Annotated in this window: 17 protein-coding genes; 1 reads left to right on the top strand and 16 read right to left on the bottom strand. The window is 48.1% G+C overall.

Annotated features, from left to right (window positions below; genetic code table 11):
- Positions 1–26 precede the first annotated feature (26 nt).
- The 14 genes from KJS52_RS09410 to KJS52_RS09345 all read right to left on the bottom strand — a co-directional run bounded on the left by KJS52_RS09410 (position 27) and on the right by KJS52_RS09345 (position 18,977).
- The gene (locus KJS52_RS09410) at positions 27–431 is read right to left on the bottom strand and encodes a GPW/gp25 family protein (RefSeq protein ID WP_213514520.1); all 405 of its coding nucleotides are present in this window, start codon (positions 429–431) and stop codon (positions 27–29) included.
- A 37-nt stretch (positions 432–468) separates the two neighbouring features.
- A complete protein-coding gene (locus KJS52_RS09405) occupies positions 469–1,185 on the bottom strand; it encodes a phage baseplate assembly protein V (RefSeq protein ID WP_213514519.1) in 717 nt (238 codons plus the stop codon).
- 2 nt (positions 1,186–1,187) lie between these two features.
- Entirely contained in the window at positions 1,188–2,285 is a 1,098-nt protein-coding gene (locus KJS52_RS09400; protein WP_213514518.1) for a phage late control D family protein, read from the bottom strand.
- Positions 2,286–2,300: 15 nt separating this feature from the next.
- Positions 2,301–2,957, bottom strand: coding sequence for a CIS tube protein (locus KJS52_RS09395; protein WP_246563373.1), 657 nt, complete (start codon positions 2,955–2,957; stop codon positions 2,301–2,303).
- Between the two features lie 29 nt (positions 2,958–2,986).
- Complete coding sequence (locus tag KJS52_RS09390; RefSeq protein ID WP_213514517.1) at positions 2,987–6,997, bottom strand: hypothetical protein; 4,011 nt, start codon at positions 6,995–6,997, stop codon at positions 2,987–2,989.
- A 23-nt stretch (positions 6,998–7,020) separates the two neighbouring features.
- A complete protein-coding gene (locus KJS52_RS09385) occupies positions 7,021–7,455 on the bottom strand; it encodes a phage tail protein (protein WP_281425587.1) in 435 nt (144 codons plus the stop codon).
- 29 nt (positions 7,456–7,484) lie between these two features.
- Positions 7,485–7,628, bottom strand: a complete 144-nt coding sequence (locus tag KJS52_RS27830; RefSeq protein WP_306433578.1) for a DUF6760 family protein — start codon at positions 7,626–7,628, stop codon at positions 7,485–7,487.
- Between the two features lie 41 nt (positions 7,629–7,669).
- Positions 7,670–8,047 carry a phage tail assembly protein gene (locus KJS52_RS09375; RefSeq protein ID WP_213514515.1) on the bottom strand — a complete coding sequence of 126 codons (378 nt, stop codon included), beginning with the start codon at positions 8,045–8,047 and terminating at the stop codon, positions 7,670–7,672.
- A gap of 127 nt (positions 8,048–8,174) precedes the next feature.
- A complete protein-coding gene (locus KJS52_RS09370; protein WP_213514514.1) occupies positions 8,175–8,612 on the bottom strand; it encodes a phage tail protein in 438 nt (145 codons plus the stop codon).
- A gap of 35 nt (positions 8,613–8,647) precedes the next feature.
- Positions 8,648–10,336: a phage tail sheath family protein gene (locus KJS52_RS09365; protein WP_213514513.1), complete on the bottom strand. Its 1,689-nt coding sequence runs from the start codon at positions 10,334–10,336 to the stop codon at positions 8,648–8,650.
- A 1,240-nt stretch (positions 10,337–11,576) separates the two neighbouring features.
- Positions 11,577–12,140 (bottom strand): Pvc16 family protein, encoded by a 564-nt coding sequence (locus tag KJS52_RS09360; protein WP_213514512.1) that lies wholly within the window; start codon positions 12,138–12,140, stop codon positions 11,577–11,579.
- A 5-nt stretch (positions 12,141–12,145) separates the two neighbouring features.
- Entirely contained in the window at positions 12,146–14,416 is a 2,271-nt protein-coding gene (locus tag KJS52_RS09355; protein ID WP_213514511.1) for an AAA family ATPase, read from the bottom strand.
- 137 nt (positions 14,417–14,553) lie between these two features.
- Positions 14,554–15,771 carry a hypothetical protein gene (locus KJS52_RS09350; protein ID WP_213514510.1) on the bottom strand — a complete coding sequence of 406 codons (1,218 nt, stop codon included), beginning with the start codon at positions 15,769–15,771 and terminating at the stop codon, positions 14,554–14,556.
- Positions 15,772–15,833: 62 nt separating this feature from the next.
- Complete coding sequence (locus tag KJS52_RS09345; RefSeq protein WP_213514509.1) at positions 15,834–18,977, bottom strand: hybrid sensor histidine kinase/response regulator; 3,144 nt, start codon at positions 18,975–18,977, stop codon at positions 15,834–15,836.
- A gap of 131 nt (positions 18,978–19,108) precedes the next feature.
- On the opposite strand from KJS52_RS09345, the gene KJS52_RS09340 reads away from it, so the two are divergent.
- On the top strand, positions 19,109–20,479 hold the full coding sequence (locus KJS52_RS09340) for an aldehyde dehydrogenase (protein WP_213515115.1): 1,371 nt from the start codon (positions 19,109–19,111) through the stop codon (positions 20,477–20,479).
- Between the two features lie 139 nt (positions 20,480–20,618).
- Here KJS52_RS09340 and KJS52_RS09335 read toward each other — a convergent pair whose 3' ends face one another.
- Complete coding sequence (locus tag KJS52_RS09335; protein ID WP_213514508.1) at positions 20,619–21,536, bottom strand: nucleotidyl transferase AbiEii/AbiGii toxin family protein; 918 nt, start codon at positions 21,534–21,536, stop codon at positions 20,619–20,621.
- The gene (locus tag KJS52_RS09330; protein WP_213514507.1) at positions 21,536–22,144 is read right to left on the bottom strand and encodes a type IV toxin-antitoxin system AbiEi family antitoxin domain-containing protein; all 609 of its coding nucleotides are present in this window, start codon (positions 22,142–22,144) and stop codon (positions 21,536–21,538) included. Before KJS52_RS09330 ends, KJS52_RS09335 begins: the two co-directional genes overlap by 1 nt.
- Positions 22,145–22,385 lie beyond the last annotated feature (241 nt).

Genomic DNA, 22,385 nt, shown 5'->3' with positions numbered 1-22,385 from the left:
CTCATTATTCTTCATCGCTCCGATAGCTAATTTGCGGCTCCTTCATACAGATAGAACGGATAAACCTGATTGTATAAATTATTCGTTGTCCGCACCGTATACTGAACGTGGATATTAAGCTTATTGTCCATTTGGGGATCAGACTTAACCTCAACTTCAACCTCATGCACCCTTGGCTCCCACTGGATAATGGCGCTGAGCACTTCATTTTTAATAAATTGCAGCGTCAAGGCATCGTTGTTTTCAAAAATATAACGCTCAATGCCACTACCGAAGTCAGGATGCATGATGCGCTCTCCCTTTACTGTCCAAATAATGATAGAAATTGCTTCGGCAATATCGTCCTCATACTCAACGGTACGAATTTTGCCTGTCAGCGGATCGACTTCTATCGGAAATTTCCAGCCACGCCCCATAAAATCTTTTGACATGCTCTGCCCGCCCTTCACTCATTAGCTCCAAAGTCGACTAATTAATTTTGACCATGCTGCCCTTCAGCTCAAGAATGCCCGCAGCCTGGATCGACAGATTGGCATTTGCTTTAAGCGACATCATCGCGTTCGATTCCAGCTTGATCTGTGTGCCTTTTATCGTAATCGTGTTGTTGCCCTGCAGCGTAATATCGCCTGTTTTGTTCAGCTTCACCTCAGTTGTTCCGCTCGTAATGGCAATGCTGCCTTTCGTTTCATCCAGCTCCAGCTTTTGCGTGCCTCCAGACGTTTTCAAGGTGATTGTTTTCGATTGGTCGGCCAGCTCAAGCTGATGACCGGCTTTTGTCTTAATCGTGATTTTGCCATCGCTGTCGGCATCATTGAAAATAATTTCATGGCCGGCTCTTGTTTTAAGCTTGCGGATATCGTTGCGCTCATTTTTGCCCTCTGGTGGCTTGTCCGTATCGTTCCATAAGGAGCCAATAACGATAGGAGCCCGTATATCGCCCAAAACAAAGGCGATCAAAACCTCGTCTCCGACTTCTGGTATAAACAGCGCGCCGCGATTGCTGCCGCCCATCGGGGTGGTCATTCTTGCCCAGTCAAATTCCTTTTGGTCATCGATAACCGGAATTTTCACCTTTAGCCTGCCAAGATTTTTAGGGTCCTTATTGTCTGTTACGATGCCGCAGTAAACGCCATGCATCGGCTGCGGGCCATTGTCCTGCGCAATTGTCGGAAACCAATCAAACATATCTACACCGCATTTCCTTGTAAAGTAAAGGTCGTTTTGTAGCCTGATCCGTCAAGCTGATGCTGCGCCTTCTCAATATAATAGGTTGTGTTCAGACTGCCGCCGAGGCCGCCTAGCGTAATGTATCGGCCAGCCCGCAGCTCAGGCAAGCCGATGCTGGCCCCTCTTGCCGTCACAAGCTTGACGCTGTGCTCCTGCATGCGCGATTCTGCCAGCTGCTTCGCTTCTGCCAGATCCTTTACAGGTCGTTGAATCACTTCTATAAAATCCCCCAAGCGCGATAGCAGATTAGGTCCCGTCTTGCTGTTGCTGCCGATTTTTTTCACCGTCGACGCTGTTGCTTCAACAATTTTCTTGGAGGTGCCGAGCGTACCTATAACGACAACCTTCGTCACTTGATCAGCAATATCGTGTTCAACGCGAAAGCTGGTTAGCTGCTTACCCCATTCCAGCTTCATAACAGGCACAGAATTTTCTTCCTTGCCGCGAAAAAACAGCTTTTTGCCTACTACGAAAAAATTGTAGTTCAGCTTTTCAGCCTGAGCCTTAATAAAGGCGTGATCGGACTCGGCATTTTTTACGATGATTTCTTCTGTTTTGCCAGTCGGCTTTATCGAGTAGCTCGTTATCCCATACTTGCCGGCAATCTCTCGCACGACTTTATCAATTGAGGTGTTCGACCATATTTGCGGCTGCCCGCCTCGCATCATATAAAATGAAATGTCCATCGCAGTAACGGAAATGGTCGGCGCATCACCTGTTGAAAAATCAAACTCAATATTGCTGATGTAGCCGAAAAAAATCGGCGTCATCCGATCCGTGTAGCCCATATGCACTTCCACGGGGTTGCCAAGCTGCAGCTGATCCTGCCAGGCAAAACTCCGTTTGATCAAATCATAGCCGTTCGTAATGGTGAAGCTTGCCATATCGGAGCTTTTGCCTGTCGTCGTATCAACCGACACGTTGGAGATCGCCATCCCCTGCTTGATGGCATCCTTGTTATTGACTAAAATTTTCGAGGCGGGAGCCATGAAGTTGCGATATTTTTGCTCTAGCTGCTCGAAGGTAGTCTTAGTGCTGTCCAGCTGTACAGTCGTCATCTGCTTATGCCTCCTCTAGCCGTACAAGCGAGGGATCGTCAGCAGCCTGCCTGGCTCAAGATTTCCCGGGTCAGCAATATCGTTGGCGCGAGCGATCGCTCTCCATAGCGCAGGGTCCTCATATTCCTCTGCTGCAATTTGCCAAAGCTTGTCTCCCTGCTTGACGATGCGCTGCTTGGTTCGGTCTGCCGACTGGCGCGGAATATGCTTTAGCTGATCCTTCATCGACTGAATCGCCTTAAAGGTCACATTCAATGTTGCGCGAATTGGCTTGCCATCGCTGCCAAACATCGTAAACCGCTGACTTATTTTTTCAATGACACCCGTAAAATTCAGCGAGCCCCACATAAAGGTACAGGTAGGCGGCGCATGCAAATCCTTGTCAATATCGAGCGCGGCTACAACCTTTTTCGTATAGTCGCGGACATCTACCTTTTGTTTTGTCGCTTCATCAATTTCTTCCGATGTATCGAAAAACAGCTCCATGCTGAGCGTTGTTGCTTCTCCTGCTACAAACTGCGCCAAAGGCTGCGACAAGCCAGGAATGCTCTGCCATGAATATTGATTGCCTGATTCCATGCTGTATTCAGTAGGATTAAACTTAACCTTCACACGGTCTTCCTTCTTGGCAAACTTAATTACGATAATCGCCTTTTCCAATCCGCTATCCAACAGCCTTAAGCCTCCCTTCAACCTATGTGCTAGCGTCCGATGCGCTTCGCTTCCATCCGAAGCTTGCGCGACAGTTCTTCATACAATTGATCAACTAATTGACGCGTTGAGCTTTGCGTTTCCTTCTTGACGAGCTCAGCCTGTTGCTCCTGCAGCTGCTGTTCCAGACGCTGCACCGTTTGCTGCAATTGCTTTACGCCATGCGGCTCAGCCTGCTTTGCCGCTTCCTTCTTCACATCAAGCCTTGCCAGAGGGTGACGCTGCTCGCTGACCTTAAAAGCGAATTGCTGCCTTGCCTGCAGTGGTGCTTGTCCACTGCGAGCAGCAGCGGGCTGATCCAGCGCATGTGCAGCTTGCGTCGCCGGGGCTTGGACTTGTACTGCCGGGCCGCGTGATGCTGGGTTATGCTGGGCCAAGACTTGCACTGCTAGATCAGGTGCCGCCAGGCCGCGTAATACTGGGCTGTGCGGTGCCAGGCCTTGTGTTGCTTGAATACGTAGCGCTAAACCTTCTACTGCCAGACCGCGTGATGCCGGGCTGTGCAATGCTATGCTTTGCAGTGCTTGACTACGTAGCGCTAAACCTTCTGCTGCCAGGCCACGTGATGCCAGGCCGCGTGATTCTGGGCTGTGCAATGCTATGCTTTGCAGTGCTTGACTACGTAGCGCTAAACCTTCTGCTGCCAGGCCGCGTGATGCCAGATCGTACGTTGCTGAGCTAGGCGCTGCCACAATTTGCGTTGCCTGGTTGCGTATTGCTGGGCCATACATTGCTTGGTCAGTTGCTGTGCCTTGTATTGCTCGGCCTTGCCGCATGGCCTGCAACAAACGATCTGGCAATACAGTCAACATTTGAGATTGAATAGCATTTAATTTTGCCATCGTTGCTAGTGCTGGCGCTGGCGCCAGTCTGCTTTTCCGTGGGATTGCCTCAACTGTCCGCCACCTGTTCGCAGTGCTCCCGCTTCGATCATTGCGAAGGACTCTGTTGCGCTCAACGTTATATACAATATTCATTTGCATAGTAGACACTGACGCATTGCGCTGAGCTGGGAGCAGCAGCTGCGGCAGTTGACCTGCGAACGTGCTGGCCCTGAGCTGATTATGCTGAGGCTGCCCGAAAAGCTGCTCCCAGGCTATTTGTCCTCGTACAAGTTGTGGGTTATATAATGCTGCCATAATCCGCAGACCGGCTATAGTTTGCAGGCTGGCCTGTTTATTAGATGAAATCTTAGGAGCCGTCACGCTTTGTACTAAACGCCGATAGTAGTGCTGCCCAATGCTGTTACCTGCATCCTCAAGTTTTTGCATTACAGCGTCTGCTGCTTGCTCCACAGCATGTGCGGACTGAACTCGCATGAGCTCCTGTTCCAGTTGTTTACTTGCATATTGAGCTGAAGCAGCCTCTCGTTTTTGAACATGCTCCAGCATGGCTCGATTAGCAGCTGGTCGTCTTTCTAATTGACCTTGTCTACCCGCAAGCAAACGGCTTAAAAATTCGCTTCTTGCCTGCCTTACTGCTGGCATGCTTCCAGCTTGGAGAGTCTGCCCTGGTTTGTAATAAAGCCTTGCTTTATCTCGCTGCTGCATCGGTCTGATGTCCAGCTGATTGTTGAGCGCAGCCACCATACTTGCTTGAGTTTGCTTAAAGCGTTTCCTCTCGAGGTCTGGCTGACTTGCTGTTAACGAGCTGGCGGAATATAATCTTCGCGCCAACAGCGTTTGCTGCTCTATACGCTGCACTAGCGTTAGCAGCTTAAGCTGCTTTTGCTCATTACGCTGCCCGCTGTATAATTCCCGATCAGGCTGTGCCGTTGAACTCTGTGCTTCCACAGCATTTACAGAATGAAACACAGAAGACTGCAGTCGGCGTACAATCGGCTGCAGCAGCTGCTCTAGCCTTGCCTGTACAGGCTCAAGCACTGTAATTTGTCGATTAACATGGGGTAGTCTTAGTCTTAGCTTTGCAGGCTGCTGGGCAAAAATGAGAACAGCCTGGCTTCGCTTTGCTGCATAAAACTGCTGCTGTATGCGAGCAACGAGCGCTCGCTTTGTTAGCAGATAGAAGCTTAGGCGATCATCTCGCTGAAGCTTCGTTATATTTCCTGCGCTTCTTTCATTATGATGCTTTGTATTTGCAATCTTGTTCGTACTCGCAGCCGCGGCTGGTAAAACGACTCCAGTACGCCTTGCACGTTCTATCTTTTGCTTTCTATATACAGGCAGTTCCGCTTGCTGTTTAGCCATTCGTTGAACAGTTAGCTGCTGCTCATGCTCTGACAGCTTGCGATGAACTAGCCGAATAGTCGTCGTTGCGGATCCTTGTTGCTTCTCTTGCCCTGATCGAATGGAAACAACTGTTTCCCCTTGCTGGTTGAGCCTTATATTCCAGTCTCGCAGCCCGGCAATTTGCTGCGGGCTTGTTTGAAGACGTTTGGGCATTATGACTTGCTCGCTATGTTGCTGGTTGTTTCCTGCAGCTTGCTCCTGTTCGTTGTGTCGCTGCTTGTTTCCTGCAGCTCGCTCCTGCTCATTGCGATGCTGCTTGCTTCCCGCAGCTTGCTCCTGCTTGCTGCGCTGTATTGCCGAGGACGCTCTCTGCTCTGCTACAGCAGTATATAAAGGCTGCGTACGATGCACCTGAGTTACTTTGCGCTCATGCAGGCTTTTTTGATCTTGTGTCATTCGGTAGCTTAACTGCAGCGGCTCGTTTGGCTTTGATTTTATGACTAGCTGCTGCATGTTCCGCAATAAAGCGGCTGAATGCTTACGAATTAATTGCTTGCTGCTTTCAGATACAAGCAGCAGCTGATGCTTCATAATTTGCTTATTCTGCACCTGCTCTTGAAGCTTAGCTTTTGCTTGCAAAATCGCTCTTTTTCGTAGCCTGACTGTGCTTTGTGCCACATTGGCAGTGCTGCTGTCCGCTGCCGCCTGACCATGATCTGCCGTCTTTAGATGATGAAGGGCTGCTGCATTGGCAGCTTCAACTGACAGCAAAGACTGCTGAACCAGCTTGCTCCACTTCACGCTAATGGCACCAGTCTGTCTGACCACCGAAAGCTCTGCCGTTGATCCGGGCACCGCTGCTGAATAGGGCTTTGCTTTTGCCAGTGGCTCTACTGCTGCTGGTAGCTTTATTGCTGCTGGCGGCTCTACTGCTGCTGGTAGCTTTATTGCTGCTGGCGGCTCTATTGCAGTTGGAGGCTCTTTCACTACTGATTGTTCTATTACTGTCGGAGGCTCTTTCGCTACTGATTGTTCTATTACTGCCGGAGGCTCTTTCGCTACTGATTGTTCTATTACTGCCGGAAGCTCTTTCGCTGCTGACGGCTCTTTCGCTGCTGAAGACGCAATTGCTTGAGCCTTGCTTGCAGTGGCAACGTGCTGCTGTAGTCCGCTATGCTCTGAATGCGTATGCTGCTGCTTGCTGCGAATCACTGCAAGCTCCTGTTCTAGCTTAAGCTCGACTTGCCCTACTTTGTCCAGCAGCTGCTGAGCTGATTTGCGTTTAACAGCAGCAACTCGTTCCTGCTCTATACGATGCAGCAATGGATAGGCAGAGCTAAATGGTACAAGCTCATGCCGCTGCGGCGCTGCAAGAAGCCGCCGGCCCTTTGCCTCGCTGCTTCGGGAAATATGCCTGGTTCCTCCAAGCTCGGCACTTGGCAGTTCTATTAATCTCATTTCTTGCTTAATAGAGGCTTGCTCTTTCACCGCCTGCTCCAGCCTCGGCATCGCATGCTTCGCCAAGGATGCCAATGCCTGCGTCTTTGCTTGCGCCAGCGCAGCAAGCTCGCCCGAACGATAGATGAGCTGCACATGCAAAGGCTGAATAAACTGCTTGATTTCAATACGTGGCGATATCGAGACTGCTTCTGCGCCAGCCTGCCGCTGCTCCTTATGGAACTGCATCGTGCTGCGAGGCGCTGCTCCATAAATGGACCAGCTGTATTTGCTCATTAGTCGCGATACAAAGCTATGATCAGTGAGATGAATAGGGCGTATTGCTTGTGCTTCGTCCCGCTTTCCAGCTTTCATCTGTATCGCTCCTCTCTGCTAACCTATTTAATAATTTTGAAGCCGTTATGCGCCAGCTCCAATTGCTCAATCGCAACCTCGCTAGAGGTAGCATTAAGATCAGGGCCAACCCATTTGATCGGGTAGGCATCTTCAAAGCTCCAACGGCGGTGCTCGTCAAAGCTTTCGTTGAATAAAATAATCGAGCCGCTGCGGCGCACAATATTTCCCTGTACGACCTCACGATGCCATTTCCACAGCACATCGTTGTCCAGCAAGCCGCGCTTGAGCACAATGGGCACATGCCTCGTCCCTTTAACCAGCTTATGAACGAAATCGTTGACACCGCCCTCGCGGTACTCCTCGATTTCCGTTTCCACCGTTAAGCCGCTTATCTCAGCAAAGCCCGCTACGATAACGAAATCTATCTCTACCATAAAGCGATAATTTCCAACTAATCCGTAGTTTGATGATTGAATAGCCCCTCGCTCCCTTCCTAAGACTAAGACTAGAACACATCAAACGGATTTTTCCTCTCGGCATCGCCGCTCATTTTACGGTTTATACGCGAAATTTCCTCGCACCAGCGTCGGCGATCCCGATGCTCCAAATTCATAATTTCCTCATGCGACCAATGGAAGTAGTAAGCGATAAATCCAACTTCTTCGTATAAGCGCTGCTCGGGATATACGCTTATGCCCCTTCCATCTGAGATAAAAAAGAGATATCGACCTCGTGATCATGACCGCATTTCGGACAGCTAGTTTTGACAGCAAGCTTCTCCATTTCATTGATTTCACGGTAAAAATTTTGTAAATAGGCCAGGTCGGCGGTAAACATTTTTTCGATCGTCTTCGTATCAATTGCTCGCAGGTCGCCAAGCTTGGTAATAACTCTTGCCAACAGGATGATCGACAAATAGCCAGGGTTTTGCTGGACGCGCGGATCGCGCATTGGCAAAATCTCATCCGCGGCAGTAGCCAATCTCATCGTGCCATGGCGATGCAGTGTTCCATTTTCATCTACGTAGCCGCGCGGCAGTACAAATTGAAATTCAGTTGCAAATGACATCATCGTGTTCCTCCCTAAACATAATTCAAGCTGGTAAAGCAGTGGGGCTGTTATAAGCTGTAAACAGACGAAGGAACAACCCAGCTAGCTGTTGTTCCCTTTGCCTGTACCTGTACGGCACTATTGCTTATTGTGTGCGGATCATGCCTTCATGAGCCAGCTCCAGCAGCTCAATCGCCACCTCAGAGGCCGTTGCGTTAAAGTCTGGCGCAGTATATTTCGTTGGCCACGCTTCATTTACTTGCCAGGTTGCAACATCCTCGCCTTCTTCATTGATCGCGATAATCGTAACGGTTTTACGCTCAATCGTGCCTTCCACAATACACTCCTGAATCCACTCGAATAGATCCATGGAGTCCGTCGCTCCCCATTTCAGCGTAATATTGCCGTATTTTGCAAGTCCAGGCAGCTTGCGCGGCGTTATCGTGTCCGTGCCCTCGCGATACTCAATGACATCCAGCGAAGCATCAAAGCCAGACACTTCATTGAATCCTCCTTGATCAATGCCTTCAACCTCTACACGGAACCGAAACTTGCGGTACGGATCATTTCTTTCTCCTGCCATGACCTAATCTTCCTTTCTCTCACAAGTTATATGGATTATTGCTCATTCGTTTTTTGTGTAATGCGGAATACAACAAATTCAGCCGGCTTCACTGGCGCAATTCCGATCACGCAAATGAGTCGTCCGTTGTCGATATCGTCCTGGGTCATCGTATTGCTGCTAATATCAATATAAAATGCCTCGCTTGGCGAAGAGCCCTGCAGCGCGCCGCCACGCCATACGCGAGTTAGAAATGCATCAATCGTACGATGTACTCTTGCCCACAAGCGCTCATCGTTCGGTTCAAATACGACCCAGTTCGTGCCTTGCTTAATGGACTCCTCTACAAAAATAAACAAGCGGCGAATGTTAATATATTTCCAAAGGCTGTTCGAGCTTGTCGTTCTAGCTCCCCAAATGCGAATGCCCTGCCCCGTAAAGCTGCGAATCAGGTTAACGCCGCGTGGATTGAGAATATCCTGCTCACCGCGATTGTACTGCACATCAAGTCCTGTTACACCGCGCAAAACCTCATTGGCCGGAGCCTTTTCCACACCGCGTGTGCTGTCGCTGCGTGCGAATACGCCAGTAACCGAGCCGGAAGGAGGAACAAACACGTTGCGTTTTTCAAGCGGATCAAAAACTTGCAGCCACGGGTTGTACAAGGCTGCATAGCTGGAATCAAACAGCTCACGATGCTCCAACACCTCCTGCACGGATGTTTTGTCGCGCGGAATGTCAAGCACCGCAAAGCGGCTGGCCAAATTTTCGCAATGCGCCACAAGCGCCAGCTGCACGGCCGGAATTGTAACCCCCGGGATAGCCATAATGCTGGCATTATCATTGTCGATAAACGCTTGAATGCCTGTACGCTTCCCAGGGCCGTTGTCCTCGCCGATATAGGTGCTGGCGTCTACAGCTCCTGCTGAGCCGTCAGAGCCTCCGCTTAACGTAATCGTTGCACGCTGCTCGTCAGCGAAAAGACTGGCAACCGAGCCGCCTTCCTTAACAGCTGCTTCAATAAGCGTGGATTTGACCAGCACCTTCTCAACAAAGTTGGCAGCTTCAATATTAAAGGACAGATTTTCAAATTTTTCAGCGATATTGCCGTAGGCCAGCAGCAGCGTAAATTCCGAGGTTGTCAGCAGCTTTGTCGGCACCTCGCCAGCAGCCGTCACAACATCGCCCGACAGATTGCCAGACAGCTCAATGACATTGTCCTTGACGCTGACAACAGCTAATTGCTCGACTCCGTTTTCACTCGTGAAAGCAACCTCATCACCAGCATAAAAACCGGCGCTGTTCTTCACTTGATACTTGTTGTCGCCAAGCTCAGCAACAATCGATGTTTTCGCTTTGCTTGACGGAACTAAAGCGATGCTGATGCCGTTCCCCCATGCGCCAACATTTTTGGCTTTAATCGTCATCGTGGCATGCTCGCCGCTTGCTGCTTGCGCATCGGCAGGCGCAACGCGCACAATGTAGGCTTGCGAGCCTCCGTTAATAAAAAACTGCTCTACAGCATAAGCCAAATATCTGTATTCACCAAACTGATTGTGCGATAAATATCCGCCGAAGCTGCGCTTGAAATCGTTCATGCTTGTCACTAGCGTCGGCAAGCCTGTCACTGGCCCCAGCTCTGCCAAACCAATAAAGCCGGCAATACTCGTGCTTACCCCTGATAAAGGTTGTCCAGCACTATCAAACTCCTCAACATAAACGCCAGGTGAAAAATATTCAGCCATGTGTATACCCGAAATCGCGCCAACAATCGCGACCTCGGTTCCTCCTTTCGGATTTGAATTTTTAAGGTTGCATTACGATGTTAAAGGCGACCCACTTCGTTTTTCAGCGCTACGGAGCAAAGCATCCTCCAGTCGCTTTTTAAATCGTAATGCTCTTATTTGAATTTTTAAGGTAGCATTACGATGTTAAAGGCGACTCACTTCGTTTTTCAGCGCTACGGAGCAAAGCATCCTTCAGTCGCTTTTTAAATCGTAATGCTCTTATTTGAATTTTTATGGTTGCATTACGATGTTAAAGGCGACACACTTCCGTTTTTCGGATTGCTTTGCTCCTTCGCTGTAGCTTTTTTTGAGTGCAGGACCAAGAAGCTTGGAGGAGCGCAGCGTAGGTCAATTGCTACGTGAGCACCGGAATTTTCGCTAGCGTTCAAGATTCGCCGTCGACTACGCTACGAAGCAACCACATCGTCATCAAAGTCCCGATTTTTAAACAACCCCTTCCAATAAAGGCTCAAAAACGGGGCTTTCAGGTCCAAGAAGCTTGGACGCTAGTAGAAAATGAGGAGCGCAGCGTAGGCATAAGCTACGTGAGCACCGGAATTTTCGCTAGCGTTCAAGATTCGCCGCCGAATACGCTACAACGCAACTACATCGTCATCAAAGTCCCGCTTTTTGAGCTACCACTTCCAATAAAGGTTTAAAAACGGGGCTTTCAGGTCCAAGAAGCTTGGACGCTAGTAGAAAACGAGGAGCGCAGCGTAGATAGACCTACGTGAGCACCGGAATTTTCGCTAGCGTTCAAGATTCGCCGTCGAATCCACTACAAAGAAGTTACATCGTCATCAAAGTCCCGATTTTTAAACAACCCCTTCCAATAAAGGTTTAAAAACGGGGCTTTCAGGTCCAAGAATATGGCACGATACTAGAAGGCGAGGAGCGCAGCGTAGGCAACAAGCTACGTGAGCACCGCAGCCTTCGGTAGCGTGACATATTCGCCGTCGACTACGCTACAGTGCAATCACATCGTCATCAAAGTCCCGCTTTTTGAGCTACCACTTCCAATTAAAGGTTTAAAAACGGGGCTTTCAGGTCCAAGAAGCTTGGACGCTAGTAGAAAATGAGGAGCGCAGCGTAGATAGACCTACGTGAGCACCGGAATTTTCGCTAGCGTTCAAGATTCGCCGTCGAATCCACTACAAAGAAGTTACATCGTCATCAAAGTCCCGTTTTTAAACTACCTCTAAAGGAGCTCAGTTTTAAGTTGTCTCTCCTTAACCCTCACCACACTCCTTGTACGGGTTGAGTCGAGATATATTGGGCCTACCCGATAGCTTAAAGAAAGCTTGTACGGTTGATTCGGGAATAGGTTAATCAATGTTTCCAAAGGAACCTCATGTTTAGCTATGCGGTATGTATCCTGTGAGCCTGCCAAAGCTCCTTCCAAGTCCTCGCCCTTCAAAACGGGATAGTCATGCAGCAGCTGCATCGTTTTGCCTATAATGCGCTGCTCGTCAATTGCTCGTGTCAGAACATCGGAAGAAGAGTGAGCGGTAACGATATAAAACAAATCCAGCGCAATCGGCGGGTAGCGCATGCGGTCGCCTTGATCGACAAGATCATTGATGCGCGCTTCCGCATTTTCTTTAACCTCGAACAAATAAAGCGACAAATTCATATCTCCACGATCTAACGGACTGGCAAGACCTACTCCATCAGGATGCGCAATCAGCTCTGGCACAAGCGCATTACGCAGCATCTTCACAAATGAAAGACCGATATCGGCGATGACAGAGTAATCTGCCACTATAATCACCCCTTCCAAAAATGAGCATATTGACCAAGCCGCTCCTTCATCAGAAGCTTGCCAGTTTTTTTATATTCCTGAACTGCCGCTTCGATCATATGCTTCATCGTTACGCTGCTTTGCTCTTCAGCTGCCAAATACGCAGCAGTCAGTACAATATTTTTAATTGGACCGCCCGCTAGCTCGAAGGTTTTGGCGAGAAACGGCAAATTCAGCTCCTCGCATGGTAGCTTGTCCGGAAGCACAGAGCGCCACAGCTGCTCTCGCTGCTCTGCGTCTGGAAATGGAAATTTTATAATATAATGAATGCGGCGCATAAAGGCTTCATCGAGATTTTGTGAGAAATTGGTCGCCAGAATCGTTAAGCCGTCATACTCCTCCATTTTTTGCAGCAAATAAGAGGTTTCCATATTTGCATATTTATCATGGGAATCCTTGACCTCCGAGCGCTTGCCAAACAAAGCATCGGCTTCATCAAAAAACAGAATCGCTCCGCTTAGCGCGGCACGGTCAAAAATTTCAGCAAGATTTTTTTCTGTTTCTCCGATATATTTGCTAACAACTCGCGTCAAATCGACTCGATAGAGCTCCGTGCCCATCGCTTTTGCCATCACTAACGCAGACATCGTTTTGCCAGTACCGGGAGGACCAGTAAACAGCAGGCTGATGCCTCTTCCGTAAGGTAGCAGGCGATCAAAGCCCCATGCCTGCATGACGGTATGACGATGCTCAAGCCGCAGACAAGCTTGTTTTAGCAACGACAGCGTATCTGCAGGCAGGACGAGATCGTTCCAGGTCCAGCGTGAATGCATTTTTACCGCTTTATCCTGCAAGCCATGGTAGATCATTTGATAGGCAGCTCGCTCAATGATCGTTGAAAATTGCGGCTGCCAATAAGGCTGCTGACTCTGTTCAGCTTGCTGCTGCTGTGAATGGTATTCGTGTGGAGCTATAGCCTCGCGGCCTGCTGCTTCCCAATTGAAAAGCTGCTTGCTGCGCATAATCGTGGCAGCAATCTGTCCTGCTGTAAATTGAAATTTGCTTGCTAGCTGCAAGCTTAGCTGATGTGAAAGATGTACGTGCGGTTCGCTATAATACCGCCAAAGCATTGATGATTGATCTAAGGTGGGGAGTGGGATTTGAATAGAAATAGAAGTTAGATTAGGTAAGACTTGAAATGGCAGCTCGCTTGTACTGTGAAGCATAACGAGCTGGTTTTGCTTGACCAAGCAGGCCTGCAGCTGATCTGTCAGTCCGAGGGGAGTTTGCTGACGTCCTGCACTGCTTAGCTTTTCGGCTTGCTCTATAATTAAAATCGCATCAAGCAGCTTGGCTTCCTGAAGAATTAGCTTGATGGCATCATGCAAACCGTCATGTGTCGCTATTCGAGCTGCATCGACGACAAGCAACGATTTTCGCAATTTAGAGGCGATATGCCTGCTTTGCAATGTTTTTCCCGAGCCGCTGGCTCCGATCAAAGCAATCATTAGCGATTGCTCCGCCTGCGCCTGTATAAAGCTCCAAAGCTGCAGCTGCAGCTGCTCGTGTATCAGGATCGCTGGCAGCTCCGTGCTCTGCTCTGGCTGCTCATGGCGAGCGCCGCTTAACGGCCCTTCATACTGCCACGGAAGCCCTAGCAAATAATGAACAATTCTTGATTTCAGCGCTAAAGGCACGGACAGGCAGGATACCTCTTTTACGGTCGTTGCATGGCTCTGAAAGCTGCTAAAAAGCTGCGCCAAATTGCTTTCGCTATTCATCATGCGATAATATATCGTATCTCGTTCCTCTTGACTGCGGGCGCAAAGCCGCAATATGAGATCGAGAGTAGCATATTGGCATGTAAGATCATCCTGCAAATAGCCAAACAGCCTAATATATTTGCGGTGAAGCTGTGGCGCTATCGCTAGTGTAATGACGCGACAGTCCAGCTCGTCAAGATGATATTGGCGCTTTAAGCGCTGGATCGGCAGCATCGGCACCGCTGCCTGCAGACGCTGCATGAGCGTATATTCCAGTTGAGCGATCAGTGCCTGCTGCTGCTCATCGAGCTGAATATGCTCATCATGCTGAAGCAGCATTTGATGAGCCTCGGTGTCGCTAACATACATGCCCTGCAATAGGCCAGGCTGTTCTGCCTGCTTGCTATGCTGCTGGGACATGCGCTGGATTTCAGCTTCTATAATGAGATCAAGTACGACAAGCTGATCTTGAAAATATTCCACGGAGGATCGGTACGCTCTAAGCTGGGAGGCTGTTTCGAAGCGCTGGCTCATCGTATAGCTCCTCTTTTAACAATATGTAAGTAACGAAAAAAGTATTTTTCACTCTTATTGTGTCATCCCGCAGCTCATTTGGCAACAGAAAATGTTGCTTTTTGTAACATGAGTCACATATTTTTCGCTCATCACAATCAAAGCTGCCTCAGTGATTGAGCTGCTCCCAACAGCTGATCCTGCAAAGCCTGCCGCAGCTGCTGCTTGCTGGGCATTGCATTTCCCTGCATTAGCTGCATGCGCCGCAATAAAGCAATGTAGCGAGCATCCTTCTGCTTTCTCGCTTTTTGCTCAAATTGCTCGACAAGCGCTGCAATTGTGAGCAGCAGCAAATCTCGTATACTAGCAAAACCAAGCTGCTTGACTCGCTTCTCTCGCAAGCCCGCACGCTTTCCTGCTGCGGCGTGCTCCACCTGCAGCAGCCGATCTGCTAGCTGCCTGCCACTGACTGGAGCGGCTTGCTGCTTAGTGGAAAGTGAAGCATTGAACAGCAGCCGTGATAATTGCTCAGGATCATGCAGCGCAGAAAATAGCTTCTCCTGCTCTCCCTTCATGCTGTCAGTCAACCCGCTTGTCAGCAGCGCTTGCCATGGCGCTCCGCCTTCATTTTCAATCAGTTGCTCCTCTTCCAGTTCATCATACTCTGTCATGCTGTGATCGGCCCGAGAAGCATCGGCAGCCTGCTGTGTTTGTTCAAGCTGCTGCTGGATATGCTGCTCACTAAGTGCCTCCAGTCGCTGAAGCTGCTGCTTAATGCGAGCCCAATCAAGCCATTCCTGCTCATGCTGTTTAATTGTTAGTGAGGCTGATAATGAGGAAACGCTTAAAGCTGCTTTATTGGCAAGCCGATACAGCAGCAATTGCTTTGCGGGCAAACTAAGCTGGTCAAGCCTGCGCAGCAGTTGCTGCTGCCCCTGCTTGTTGCCTTTATAGCTCAACCACTGCCATAGCGTTCGATATGGAGACAGCAGGCCATTGAAGGAGCCTGCATAAGGCGGGGCTTGGACGCCGAGCCGGGCAACATCACCTTCACGCAAAGGCTCGTTGGGACGCAGCTCGATTTGGCCCAGGCGCTCCATAACTCGCAGCCAATGAACCAAATCTCCAGCTTGCGCCAAGCTGCTGCTGCGGGAAAGGTTCAGCCAAAATGATTGCTGCTGACCAGCCGTGAGCGCCGCGAATTTGACCCAGAAGCTCTGCATTGCAGCATTGCCGATTAGCTGCTGCATATTCCATACCGGAGACGGCCGCTGAGCAGGATGGGCAACGAGCCGCTTGCTAGTGCTCTTATTATATAAGGACTCGTTATATAAGGACTTGCTGTCCACCATCCACAGTCGCTGTTTATGCTCCATTGCTATTCCTCCTGCCATTGAAATTTTAAACATCCAGTATCAAATTCGCGCGATATGATGGGTCAGACTGTAGCGGAAGCAGCTCTCTGCTCCTTTGGAATATGAAATCCGATCGTTGTGCCAAAGCCAGGCCGGGACTCGATGAGCAGCCCGCTGCGGTAATGCCATTGCAGGCGGCGGTTCGTATTGAGCAAGCCGACTCCAGTAAGCACTGCAGCATCCTCTTTCAAAACTGCCTGCTGTGTCGCATCATCCATTCCTATACCGTTATCCGTTACAGCAATTCTATAGTCATGCGCTCTGACCTGGATCTGAATCGTTACACAGCCACCCTCGGCGCGCGGCATAAGTCCGTGGCGAATTGCATTTTCCACAAGCGGCTGAATCGTGAGCGGCGGCAGCTTCAGCTCGGCGCATTCATCCAGCTCCCACTTTACCTGCAAGCGGTCGCCATAGCGCGCCTGCTCAATAAAGAGATATGTACGCACCAGATTCAGCTCTTCCTCTATTGAAGCCATATCCTTGGCATGACTGTAACGGAACTTGTCACGGAGATAGCTGCTAAAGGCTTCGAGCAGCTTTTTCATTTGCTCAAGGTCGATTTCACTTAGTGCAATAACCGAGTTTATCGTATTAAAGAAAAAATGCGGTTGAATTTGCGCCTGCAGCCATGCCGCCTCCATAAGCAGTCGTTCACGCAGCGATTTTTTAACACTGGTTAAGGCGCGCACGCGGGAACGAATTTCATTGGCGTCCATCGGCTTGCGAACATAATCGTTTGCTCCGCAGGCAAATGCATGCTGCAAATCCTGAGGCTGACTTCTTGCTGTAAGCAGCAAAACAGGCAGCTCTGTTAATGAATACTGCTGGCGGATGCGCCTTGTCAGCTCATAGCCTGACATTCCTGGCATCATTACATCCGATATTACTAGATCCCATTCTTGCTGCTGCAGCATTTGCAAAGCCTCTTCGCCTGAGCTTGCCTGCTTCATTTCATAATAATCCGCCTCAAGAATTGATTCCAGCACATGCACGTTGATAGGTTCATCATCAACTAGCAGCAGCTTAGGGCGATACAAGTTGGCTTCAGCCGTGCTTGTATTTTCAGAGGCCGGCTCTGCACGCTCGACAGGCTCTGTTGCCTGCTGCCTGCGAGCAGCGTCGTCTACAGCATGAATAAACAGCTTATTTCGACTATCCGCCTCTACCGGCTCAGCCTCGGTTGCGACAGGAGCTAGCGGCAGCGTAAATTGAAAGATAGAGCCTTGATTCGGTACAGAATGAACAGAAATTTCGCCGCCGTGCAGCTCAACCAGCTTTTTAGTAATGCTCAGCCCTAAGCCAAAGCCTCCTTCTATTGGCCTATTGTTATCTGTTCCCTGCTCATAAGGCTCGAATATTTGCTGCAAAATAGACTCGCTCATGCCAAGACCAGTATCCTCCACCTTGATCAGCGCATACTGCCCGCTAATCTCCGCACTGATCGTTACCGTGCCTTTCACCGTATATTTCAACGCATTGTGCAGTAAATTATACAAAATTTGGATGAGACGGTTTTCGTCCCCCCATACTGTAGGAAAATCACTGTCGATTCGATTAATAATGACGACATGCTCAGAACGACGCATATAGGCAAGCAAATCAATGACTCCGGTTGCAAGCTTGTCGAGCGAAATCTGGCTTTTGTTCATGCGCAGCATATTCTCCTTGTAGCTCATCACATCAAGAAGCTCATCAAGCATTAACGATAAACGCTTGCCTACTGCAACAATCCCTTCAAAGTCTTTGATGCTGCGCTGCGACAGCAGCTTGCCATCCCGTTCCAGCACAACCTGGGCAATATTAACCATGCTATGCAGCGGATTGCGCAGCTCATGCGACGTATTGGCAAGAAATTCATCACGCATGTCGATGCTTCTTTGCAGCTTTTCTGTCAAAATGCTTTTTTCACGGTATATACTTAAAATATGACGGCACCACATAATTGAAAAGCCAGTCATCGCAACAATTAGATCGAATGGATAGTACATTACCTTTATGCCGGTAGTGATGAAAATAAACCACCATAGCAAATGATTGCAAACCGCTAATACTGATAATAAATAAATACGATTTATAGAGTAGCCTTGCTTAAGGTTTAATAGAAAAATTATAAAGCTGATTAGCAAAACAACTACAATCACTAAGCTGTAACCATTGTTTAGCAGCATTAATGCATCGAACGGTACAAACATCGCAGCAATAAATGCGGACGCATTGATCACTTGAACCACATAAAATGCTTTTTTATGCTTGGTCAGCAAATAAGGGGACAATAGCTGATATAATGCAAAGCACATTAAAGAAAGCGACAATACGACGAGCCTGAAGCTAAAGCTGTAGCTCATACCGAGCCACAATTGCAGCAGCTTGTCCTCGCTGCCTCCCATGATCAATGCCGTAAAACTCACAATAAAAACAAATAACCATACAAGCTGCATGCGGCGAATTCCTGCAAAGTAAAGCGCAACAGCGTAAAGACCATGCATTAGAAAAACACTGGCTACGAGCTGCTGCATGCTGTTCGACAGGTTGACTTCGTTGGTCACGGCTTGCTCAGAGCCAAGCTTCAATGAGCGGATAAGCCCACCGCCGCGAATATCAGCGAAATTTGCCGCTTCAATGATGATTTCGATTTTGCCGTTTTCATCGCTTGTAAAGGTTCCATTGTACGGAATGTTGTAAGGATGGTAATTCTCTTTTCGCTCAGCCGGTATACCGGATTGACCTAACAGCTTGCCATTCACATACAGCTTCGATGCGCTTCTGGCGCTTACGACGCGCAAGGTATACGAATGCTGTAAATCAGGATCAACCAATAGCGTCAGGCGATAGGAACCAAAGCCGTATGGGCTGGGCTGCTGAGGGTCCAAGTGCTCGCTCCAGTCCTCGGGAACGGCAATATACTGAGGCTGCAATTCTTCTCCCTTTGGATTGCTGGCAATAAATTGTTCGGGGTAGAATTCCCACTCGCCATCTAATGTTATCGTTTTGTCGTCCAGGGCATCCCAGCTCCGCAGATCAAGCACGCCTTGCTTTATATTTTGCGCTTCACCAGCTTCGAAAGCAGCAAGCCAGGCCAGACGCCCTCCGTTAAGCACGAGAAAGACGAGGAGAAGGTAAACGATATTCAACCAGAGCTTTCGTTTTTTTATAGGGTTCAGCAAGTTCTTTTGCTCCTTACTTCTTTATAAGCCGTATTAGATAAACAAGGACAGAGACAGAAGAGCTCCGTCCGTAGGCGGTTCTTTGCCTAATGTCCAAAATGCTTGCATGTTAAATAAAAGGAATGATGACAATGAATAGCTTTCAAATGCTTTTGCAGCAGCAACAGCGCTATTTTCACGAAGGACACAGCAAATCTGTTTCTTATCGCATCGAGGCGCTGCGCAAGCTGCGGCTCGCGATCAAGCAGTTCGAGCCGAACATTATCGAAGCGCTCAAGGCCGATCTTAACAAGTCGGAGCTTGAAGCGTACAGTACTGAAATCGGCATTGTGCTCGAAGAAATTAATATTACATTGAAAAATATTAAGCGCTGGGCCAAGCCCAAGCGCGTAAAAACACCGCTTACTCATCTCGGCTCCTCCAGTTATATGTACGCACAGCCCTATGGTATTGTTTTGATTATTGCCCCCTGGAATTATCCGTTTCAGCTCGCGATCTCGCCATTAATTGGTGCCATTGCTGCTGGAAATGTTGCTGTTATTAAGCCTTCAGAGCTTGCACCGCGCACCTCCAGCGTCATTAGCCAGCTTATTGCTTCCGTCTTTTCTAAAGAGCAGGTCGCTGTCGTGGAAGGTGGGATTGATGTTAATCAAGCGCTGCTGGCTGAGCGCTGGGATTATATCTTTTTTACGGGAAGCGTACCAGTTGGAAAAATCGTAATGGAGACTGCTGCCAAGCATCTGACTCCTGTAACGCTGGAGCTGGGAGGAAAAAGCCCTTGCGTCGTGCACAAGGATGCTCATATACAGCTTGCTGCCAAACGGATCGCTTGGGGCAAATATCTTAATGCAGGACAGACCTGTATCGCGCCCGATTATGTATATATCCATCAGGATGTGAGGGATGAATTTGTCTCTGCATTCCGCGAGGCGGTGCAGCAGCTGTACGGTGAAAATGTGCTGCAAGGCGAGCATTATACACGTATCGTCAGCCCGCGTCATTTCCAGCGTCTGATCAGCTTTTTAGAGGATGGTCGCATTGTAATGGGAGGAAAATATGATGAAGCGAGGCTGCAAATTGAGCCTACGCTAATGGAGGAGCTTACGTGGGAGTCGCCAATTATGAAGGATGAAATTTTCGGGCCGATTTTGCCAATGATGACCTACGATGAGCTGAATGACGTTATTGCCGGGATTAGGCAGCATCCAAATCCGCTGGCTCTCTATTTGTTTTCCGAAAGCAAGGACGTGCAGCAGCATATGATTGAGCAGGTTTCATTTGGCGGCGGCTGTATTAATGATACTATTTTCCATGTAGCGAATCCTTATTTGCCGTTTGGCGGTGTAGGCACAAGCGGGATCGGCTCTTATCATGGCAAATTCAGCTTTGATGTCTTTACCCATTATAAAAGCGTGCTCAAGCAAACAACTCGCTTTGACTTGCCATTCCGCTACCCGAATATGAAGAATGCGATGAAAATTATTAAAATGCTCTTGAAATGAATTGTCGGCCGCAACCACATCTCCTTCGAGATGTGGTTGGAATTAAGCACGAAGTCAGTAATCACCAAACAAGACAAGATAACTTGCATGGTTTAATCAACATTAATTAATTGCTTTAATATGCTTGGAACTCAGAATATTATTTTTGCAGCCATGTCATATTGGAACAGCTCCACCACCAAAAAAATTCTTTTTCGTCAAGTATAGATTGATAGACAGGTCCGATAAAATCAACAAGACAAGTCATTACATCCTTGAATGCAGGTGGTTCCTTAATGCCTAGGCGACGTACAAAAGCCAACCACTGCTTCGTCCGACCTTCATCCTCAGCAAAATTCGCCATAAACAAAGGATGCTCTTTTTCAAATGCTGTACCTCGTCGTTGGAACGTCTCAAATATTGCCTCGTAAAGAATCCGCCCATCAAAATCATAAGTCTTCAATAAGGTATAGATATCATAAAAATCCTTCATTCGACTGTTCATAACCGATAATGTAATCATCGCTTCAAATTTTTCTGAAACCACAGATTCCTTTGAGTAGGCTTGCACCTGTGGAGTCTCCATATCAAGCAGAACAGGGTAGTCGATAAGCTGTGGCTTCGGAACCACGACATCACCAAATCCGATATCAAATTGCAAGCTTTTTCTCATTCGCCCTAAAAGAGCGGTTACTTTGACTCTTACTCCCTCATAATCGGCCCCCTCTTTAATCCGCTCCGTTATCATTTCATCCAGATGAAACACAATGCCGTCTGTAGGAATTTCTATTGAGCAAATCGTAACAAACGATTCCTTTAATATGTCTTGCTCATTAGCAATCTGTCTGGCGAGAAAGTCAACATCTTTGGTTGGACGAGCTTTGAATTGGGTTTGTGAGAACAGAAACAAGCCGCCTTTTAAGATAAATTTGTCCCGGTAATCGGAGATGGACAAGCGATATAAAAAGCGCTCTTGAAAATAAAGGAGCAGCAGCGTATCAAATGATTTTCCTGCTTTTTTCGCAATATTTTTCAAGCGTTCTGAAACAGAGGCGGGAATGTTCTTAATCTCACTCATCAGATCATCACCTCCAAATATTTTTGCAAAACCGTTCGAATTCGCAAATTATCAGCATAAGAGACAAGTCTTGATATATTTTTATAAGGGGATTGAAGGTAATTTCTCAACCCTTCCTTCATCAGATCAATTCCAATTTTCTCACGATACCTCACCATGTCACAGATTGTTTTTTCACGGTCATAAATTTTAATCGCCGAGCCATCAACAGTAACCTCGTCGATACCAATATTGAATGGAGCATCTGCCAAATAAAATATTTTAATAGGAGGGTAATCTGGAAGCTTTGGTTTTTTACTGCTGCGATGAATTGCAATGTGATATTCCCAAGGATTGTAGGTTGTCAGTTCATAATAGGAAAGGGCAGTGAGAAGACAGATCACCCCTTTAGGAACCAGCTTTGATACTTCGACCATTTCATTTAGCGGTTCATTATTTTGAGCAGCTTGTCGATAAACCCCCTGCTTAACCCGTTCAATTTCGCCATTAAACTCTAGCTTTTTTATGTAATAAGGTGATATTCCAGCTGTAATAAAATCTTTCGTTCGAGCAAAGCCATGATGTTCTTCTAGCACTCGCATCGCTATAGTTACAATTCGTTCGTTCATGCACTCACCACCATTCACAATTACTTAAGAAATAGCTCTTCATAAAAGGCATTCGAGATTACTTTATAATTTCCTTTTATTATTTACAAAAAACTCTGCACTTAGACGTAAAAGCAGAGAAATATTCTATTGAATCTAGCTTAATGTTAGAGGGTGACGGATTGTCAAACCAAGTGCGACAATTTCTCTTAAAGGATTCCGTATCTGGAAAAGAATTTGCGCTGCAATTGACGAGCAAGAG

It is taken from the genome of Paenibacillus montaniterrae (genome assembly GCF_018403185.1).
Classification (GTDB): Bacteria; Bacillota; Bacilli; order Paenibacillales; family Paenibacillaceae; genus Pristimantibacillus; species Pristimantibacillus montaniterrae.
The sequence above is the reverse complement of the archived record's forward strand: the minus strand, read 5'-3'. Positions and strand labels throughout refer to the sequence as shown.